The sequence below is a fragment of the Variovorax sp. P4_D9 genome, assembly GCF_056401695.1.
In genome coordinates, this window is record NZ_JBFUIU010000475.1 from 1 (window position 1) to 7,066 (window position 7,066).

At 66.0% G+C, this 7,066-nt stretch carries 8 protein-coding genes; 7 read left to right on the top strand and 1 reads right to left on the bottom strand.

Features of this window, described 5'->3' with window-relative positions; all coding sequences use genetic code 11:
• Nucleotides 1-82: 82 nt before the first annotated feature.
• Entirely contained in the window at nucleotides 83-661 is a 579-nt protein-coding gene (locus AC1DY5_RS35705) for a GntR family transcriptional regulator (RefSeq protein ID WP_478119220.1), read from the bottom strand.
• A 224-nt stretch (nucleotides 662-885) separates the two neighbouring features.
• Here AC1DY5_RS35705 and AC1DY5_RS35710 point away from each other — a divergent pair, with 224 nt between their 5' ends.
• The 7 genes from AC1DY5_RS35710 to AC1DY5_RS35740 form a co-directional block, all read left to right on the top strand.
• A complete protein-coding gene (locus AC1DY5_RS35710; RefSeq protein WP_478119221.1) occupies nucleotides 886-1,656 on the top strand; it encodes an SDR family oxidoreductase in 771 nt (256 codons plus the stop codon).
• A gap of 26 nt (nucleotides 1,657-1,682) precedes the next feature.
• Nucleotides 1,683-2,651: a tripartite tricarboxylate transporter substrate binding protein gene (locus AC1DY5_RS35715; protein WP_478119222.1), complete on the top strand. Its 969-nt coding sequence runs from the start codon at nucleotides 1,683-1,685 to the stop codon at nucleotides 2,649-2,651.
• 13 nt (nucleotides 2,652-2,664) lie between these two features.
• Nucleotides 2,665-3,912, top strand: a complete 1,248-nt coding sequence (locus tag AC1DY5_RS35720) for an enolase C-terminal domain-like protein (protein WP_478119223.1) — start codon at nucleotides 2,665-2,667, stop codon at nucleotides 3,910-3,912.
• A gap of 10 nt (nucleotides 3,913-3,922) precedes the next feature.
• Complete coding sequence (dgoD, locus tag AC1DY5_RS35725) at nucleotides 3,923-5,071, top strand: galactonate dehydratase (RefSeq protein ID WP_478119224.1); 1,149 nt, start codon at nucleotides 3,923-3,925, stop codon at nucleotides 5,069-5,071.
• A gap of 50 nt (nucleotides 5,072-5,121) precedes the next feature.
• Nucleotides 5,122-6,162 carry a TRAP transporter substrate-binding protein gene (locus tag AC1DY5_RS35730; RefSeq protein ID WP_478119225.1) on the top strand — a complete coding sequence of 347 codons (1,041 nt, stop codon included), beginning with the start codon at nucleotides 5,122-5,124 and terminating at the stop codon, nucleotides 6,160-6,162.
• Nucleotides 6,163-6,171: 9 nt separating this feature from the next.
• Complete coding sequence (locus AC1DY5_RS35735; RefSeq protein ID WP_478119226.1) at nucleotides 6,172-6,813, top strand: TRAP transporter small permease; 642 nt, start codon at nucleotides 6,172-6,174, stop codon at nucleotides 6,811-6,813.
• On the top strand, nucleotides 6,810-7,066 hold a 257-nt coding region (locus tag AC1DY5_RS35740; protein ID WP_478119227.1), incomplete at its 3' end, for a TRAP transporter large permease subunit. The genes AC1DY5_RS35735 and AC1DY5_RS35740, both read left to right, overlap by 4 nt.

A 7,066-nucleotide genomic window follows, 5' to 3' on the forward strand; every position in this document is an offset into this window, starting at 1 on the left:
ACGTTCTCGAACGTCCACGCGCCTGCCCCCGGGCCGGCGCGGTAACGCTGGCGTCTGCGGCGGGAATCGTTAGCGTGAGCCCTTAGCCGCGCCCTGTCTGGGTGTGATAGATCCAGCCCAGCCGGCGAAAGATGGTGTGCAGCGGCCGCAGCGTGCTCTCGACGAAGGGCTCGCCGGCGGCGGCGAGGAAGAGCTGGTCGATCCGTCGGTCGACCAGGTTGAACTGATCCAGATTGATCTGGTCCCGGTGCTCGAGCAGATGGCGTTTCAGGTGGAGCATCTGATTGCGCTGCGATGCGCCTGACCGTTCGGTCGCCAGGCGGATCACGAAACGCTCCATGTCGCGGCGCAGCCGCAGCAGCACGCGGTCGCGCGTTAGGTCGACCGGCGCGATCCTGAGCCCGTGCCGCGGCGCGACGTTGACCAGCGTGTCGGCGGCGAGCCGGTTCACGGCTTGCAGCACCGGGGTGCGGCCGAAGCCGACCAGCTTTTGGAGGTCGTGGGTGGCAAGGAACCGACCCGGGCGCAACTCGCAGCAGACCAGCAGTTCCTCGATGCGCTCATAGGCCTGATCGGACAGATTCACCGCGTTGCGCGGGCGCTGCGCCTCCGATGCCGGAGCGTCGGCGGCGACCAGGCGCGGTCGGGGGGGCGATGCCATGCTGAACTTTCAAATGCGCTGAGACGATGGCGCTGTGCCCATCATTGTCACTGAACACCACCAGATATGCCAGCCCGTACCGCCGAATTCTGTATGGTCCTCCAATGAAAAACGCCTGGTTTCAGGGGCGAATGAATGAAACAGCCACTAGGGGAAAACACGCAGAACTTTTGTGAAATATCACGATATTCTTCGTCATCGCTTCCACTCCCGGCGCACAGTTCATGACTCATTCATTGTTCGATCTCTCCGGTCGCACCGCCCTGGTCACCGGCTCGTCGCGGGGCCTGGGCTTCGCCATCGCCGAGGCGTTGGCGCAGGCCGGCGCCAGGCTGGTCATCAACGGCGTCGATCGCGATCGACTGGAGCGCAGTGCCGATGCACTGAGGGCCAAGGACCATGACGTCGTCGCTGCGGCGTTCGACGTCACCGACGAAGCGGCGGTCTGCGAGGCCTTCGCCGGGCTGGATGCAGCCGACACCGCAGTCGACATCCTGGTGAACAACGCCGGGATCCAGTTGCGCAAGCCCCTGGTCGATCTCGCGCTCGCCGAATGGGACAGCGTGCTCCGGACCAACCTGACCAGCGCCTTCCTGGTCGGGCGCGAAGCGGCACGCCGGATGATCGCGCGCAAGCAAGGCGGCAAGATCATCAACATCGGCTCCCTCACCAGCGAGGCGGCGCGTGCCACGGTCGCGCCCTACACCGCGGCCAAGGGCGGCATCAAGATGCTGACCCGGGCCATGGCCGCCGAGTGGGCCGAGCACGGCATCCAGGCCAACGCGATCGGGCCGGGCTACATGGCGACCGAGATGAACACGGCGCTGATCGAGAACCCGGGCTTCGATGCCTGGGTCAAGGGGCGCACACCGGCGCGTCGCTGGGGCCGGCCCGACGAACTGGGCGGCACCGCGGTGTACCTCGCCTCGGCCGCATCCGACTATGTCAACGGCCAGATCATCTACGTCGACGGCGGCATGCTGGCCGTGCTGTGACGCCTCGCACTAACAGGAGACAAACCATGAAACAGCTTCGCGCGGCACTGACCGCCTCCCTTCTCGCTCTTGCCGCATCGCATGCCGGATGGGCGGCTGCCGCGGCCGACTACCCGAACCATCCGATCGAGATGGTCGTGCCCTCGTCGGCCGGCGGTGGCACCGACGTCATGGCGCGGCTTTTCGCCGAGACGGCCAAGAAGTACATGGCCCAGCCGATCGTCGTGAGCAACAAGCCCGGCGCGAGCGGCGGCATCGGCATGACGGAGGTGCAGCGTTCGGCACCTGACGGCTACAAGGTGGGCGTACTGATCTCTGAGCTGGCCATCATTCCGCACCTCGGCATGACCAAGGTCACGACCAACGACTTCATTCCGCTGGGTCGCCTCAATGGCGACCCGGGCCTGATCGCGGTGCGCACCGAATCGCCGTACCAGTCGATCGACGACCTGCTCGCCGCCGCCCGAAAGGCGCCTGGGAGCGTGAGCATGGGAAATGCAGGCAGCGGCACCATCTGGCACCTGGCGGCTGCCGCGGTCGAGGACAAAACAGGCACGAAATTCAATCACGTGCCCTACCAGGGCGCGGCGCCCAGCGTCATGGCCCTGGTCGGCGGGCACGTCGATGCGATCGCCGTCAGCCCGGCCGAGATCGGCTCCTTCGTCGCGGCCGGTAAGGTCCGCGTGCTGATCTCGATGGCCGACCGCCGTCTCCCGCCGCCCTACGACAAGGTGCCGACCTTCACCGAAAAAGGCACCGATCTGGTGGTCGGTACCTGGCGCGGCCTGGGCGTGCCGCTCAACACGCCGCCCGACGTGGTCCAGACGCTGCGCGAGCTCACGCGCAAGACCGCCGAGGATCCGGCCTTCCGCGACGCGCTCGTCAAGGCCAACCTCCAGCCCGCCTACATGGACGGCGAGCAGTTCAAGGCCTTCATGGCCAGCCAGTCGAGCTACTTCAAGAAGCTGCTGGCCGGTCTCAACATCCAGAAGTGAGAAGGCAAGCGGCATGGCAACCCTCATCACCGACGTCAAGGTCATCCTGACCGCCCCCGAGGGCATCAACCTCGTGGTGGTGAAGATCGAGACCAACCAGCCCGGCCTGCACGGCCTCGGCTGCGCCACCTTCGCCTATCGCCACCTCGCGGTGCAGTGCCTGGTCGAGGAGTACCTGCGTCCGCTGCTCATCGGCCGCGACGCCACCGCGATCGAGGAGCTGTGGCAGCTGATGCATCAGAACGCCTACTGGCGCAACGGGCCGATCGAGAACAACGCCATCTCCGGGGTCGATATGGCGCTGTGGGACATCAAGGGCAAGATGGCCGGGATGCCGCTCTACCAGCTGTTCGGCGGCAAGGTGCGCGAGGGTGTGCCGATCTACCGCCATGCCGACGGCCGCGACCTCGGCGAGCTGTGCGACAACATCCTGAAGTACCAGGAGCAGGGCATCACCCACGTGCGCTGCCAGAGCGGCGGCTATGGCGGTGGCGCCTTCGGGTCCGCGCCCGCGAGCGCGCCTGGCCGTGCGCCGGCGGGCGTGTACCTCGACAGCCGGAAGTACATGCGCGACACGCTCAAGCTTTTCGAAGGCATTCGTAGCAAGGTCGGCTTCGACGTCTCGCTGTGCCACGACGTGCACGAGCGCCTGCAGCCGGTCGACGCGATCCGCTTCGCGCGCGACATGGAGCAGTTCGACCTGTTCTTTCTCGAGGACGCGATCCCGCTCGAGGACGGCAAATGGCTGCGCCAGCTGCGCGACAAGACCACCATCCCCTTGGCCCAAGGCGAGCTCTTCAACAATCCCGTCGAGTGGAAGTTCCTGATCGCCGAGCGGCTGATCGACTTCATCCGGGTGCACCTGAGCCAGATCGGCGGCATCACGCCGGGCCGCAAGCTGCAGATCTTCGCCGAGCAGTTCGGCGTCCGAACGGCGTGGCACGGGCCTGGCGACATGTCACCGCTGGCGCATGCGGCCAACATCCATATCGACCTCGCGGCACGCAATTTCGGCGTGCAGGAGTGGTCTGGAACCGAGCCGCCCAACTTCGTGATCCAGGAGCTGAAAGGACCCCGTGAGGCGCTGCTCGACGTCTTCCCGGGCCTGCCGGAGTTCCGGCAGGGCTACGTGTATGCGAACGACAAGCCCGGCCTGGGCGTCGACATCGACGAGGAAGCCGCACGGCGATTTCCCTGCGAGAACAGCGTGACGACCTGGACACAGACGCGGCGGGTCGACGGCACGCTGCAGACCCCCTGAGACCTGCGCCATGAAGATTACACGCCTCACGACCTACCGCGTTGCGCCGCGCTGGATGTTCCTGAAGATCGAGACCGACGAAGGCATCAGCGGCTGGGGCGAGCCGGTGATCGAAGGCCGGGCACTCACCGTGGAAGCCGCGGTGCGCGAGTTCGGCGAGACCCTGATCGGCCGCGACCCGGCCCGCATCAACGACCTGTGGCAGACCATGTACCGCAGCAACTTCTACCGCGGCGGTCCGATCCTCATGAGCGCGATCGCCGGCATCGACCAGGCGCTGTGGGACATCAAGGGCAAGGCGCTCGGCGTGCCGGTCTACGAGTTGCTCGGCGGCAAGGTGCGCGATCGCATGAAGGTCTACAGCTGGGTCGGCGGCGACCGGCCGGCACAGATAGTCGAGGACATGGAGCGCCTGCTCGAAGGCGGCATCGATACCTTCAAGCTCAACGGCTGCGAGGAGATGGCCCTGCTCGACACGCCGCGCGCGATCGACGCCGCGGTCGCCAAGGTGGCCGGCGTGCACGAGGCGCTCGGCACCCGCGTGAGCTTCGGCCTCGACTTCCACGGCCGCGTGTCGGCGCCGATGGCCAAGCCGCTGCTGCGAGCGCTCGAGCCTTTCCGGCCGCTGTTCGTCGAGGAGCCGGTGCTGGCCGAGCAGGCCGAGCACTACGCGCGGCTGGCCGCGAGCACCTCGATCCCGCTGGCCGCGGGCGAACGCATGTACTCGCGCTTCGAATTCAAGCGGGTGCTCGAGGCCGGCGGCATCTCGATCCTGCAGCCCGACCTGTCGCACGCCGGCGGCATCACCGAGTGCCACAAGATCGCTTCGATGGCCGAGGCCTACGACGTCGCCTTCGCGCCGCACTGCCCGCTCGGGCCGGTGGCGCTGGCGGCCTGCCTGCAGGTCGACTTCGTGGCCCACAACGCGGTGCTGCAGGAGCAGAGCATGGGCATCCACTACAACCGCGGCGCCGAGCTGCTGGACTACGTTCTCAACGAGGACGACTTCCGCATCGACGCCGGCCACATCCACGCGCTGCCCAAGCCCGGCCTGGGCGTCGAGGTCGACGAGGAGCGCGTGATCCACATGAGCCGCAACCCGCCCGACTGGCACAACCCGGTGTGGCGGCATGCGGACGGCAGCGTGGCCGAGTGGTAGCCGCTTCGGCGCCCCTTAGACATTGATTCACCCCAAGACGGAGACATCCCATGAACACCCAGCAAACTTCCCTTCGCGCATCGCTTCGCGGCACCCGCCGCATCGCCCTGGTGGCGCTGGCCGCCCTCGCCATGGCCTCCGGCCCCGCCATCGCCGAGGTCAAGGCCAAGCTCGGCCAGGCGATGCCCGACAGCCACCCGCAATCGGTGGCGATGAAGAAGTTCGCCGAGCTGGTGAACACCTACACCAACGGCAACGTCAAGATCCAGACCTACTCGAGCGGCGTGCTCGGCAGCGACGAGAAGGAACTGCAGGCGGTGCAGGCCGGCACGCAGGAGTTCTACATCGGCACCCTGGCGCCGCTGTCCACCCGCGTGAAGGAAGTGCAGGTCTGGGATCTGCCCTTCATGTTCCAGAACGAGCGCGAGGTGTATGCGCTGCTCGACGGCCCGTCGTCGAAGAAGATCTTCGAGAAGATCGAGCCCTCGGGCCTGGTTGGCCTGACCTGGACCGGCATGGGATTCCGCAATCTCTCCAACAGCAAGCACAGCGTCAACAAGCTGGAGGACGTGAGCGGCCTCAAGGTGCGCGTCATGGCCAATCCGGTGGCGCTCGACACCTGGAAGACGATCGGAGCTAACGCGGTGCCGATGGCTTTTGCCGAGGTGTTCCCGGCGCTCGAGATCAAGGCGCTCGACGGCCAGGAGAACCCGCTGCTGCACATGTACGCGAACAAGATGCAGGAGGTCCAGAAATACATCTCGGTCACCAACCATGTCTACACGCCGTCGGCACTGGTGGTGTCGAAGAAGTTCTGGGACACGCTCACGCCCGCCGACAAGGCCGGCATTCAGAAGGCCGCAGTAGAAGCCGGCCTCTACCAGCGCAAGCTGCTCGACGAAGGCAACGCGGACGTGATCGCCAAGTTCAAATCCGATGGCGTCACGGTCAACACCGTGAGCCCGCCCGAACTGGCGCGCATCCAGGAGAAGGTCAAGCCGGTGGTGGCCAAGTTCTCACCCATCATTGGCGACGAGTTCGTCAAGGGCTTCTACGACGAGATTGCCAAGGCGCGTGCGGCCGGCAAGTAAGCCGACAACGTGACGGGCGGCCCGGCGGGCCCGCCCGCCGCCGGGGTTAGGTTCAACCTGGAGGCCGCTGTGGCAACAATGTTCAAGCGTCTGGCGGACGCGCTCACGCGCGCGCTCGAGATCGTGATGGTCATCTGCATGGTGGTCATGCTCGTGATGGTGTTCGGCAACGTGCTGCTACGCCTGTTCTTTAACACCGGCATCGACCTGTCGGAAGAGATACCGCGCTATGCCTTCGTCTGGATGACCTTCCTCGGCGCCATCGTCGGCATGCGCCGGCGCGCGCACCTCGGGGTCGATATGCTCGTACTGGCACTGCCCGTGCTCGGCCGCAGGGTCTGCTGGGGCATCAGCCAGGCGATCATGGTCGTGTGCTGCGTCTACATCGTCTACGGCACCTGGTTACAGCACGACATCCTCGCAGGCACCTCCTCGCCAGTGGCGCAGATCAGCACGTTGTGGGTGTTCGGCGTCAGCTACCTCACCGGCATCGCGATCGGCCTCATCTGCCTGGTGAACCTGCTGCGCCTGATCGCCRGCAAGGTCGGCGACGACGAACTCATCGACGTGCACGAGGAGGGGATGGCTGAGGCGCTCGAAGCCGAGCATGAGATGGAACAGCAGCAAGCACGTGGAGGCGCCCGGCCATGACCATTTTCGTCTTCATCTCATCGCTCCTCGGTCTCATGGCGCTGGGCATGCCGGTGGCCTTCGCTCTGATCGGCTGCGGCCTCAGCATGATGTTCTACCTGGGCGTGACAGATCCGCAGATCGTGGTCCAGAACATGTGGGACGGCGCCAACAGCTTTCCGCTGCTGGCGGTGCCCTTCTTCATGCTGGCCGGCGAGTTCATGAACGCCGGCGGTATGACGCGGCGGATCATCATGATGGCCATGTCCTGGGT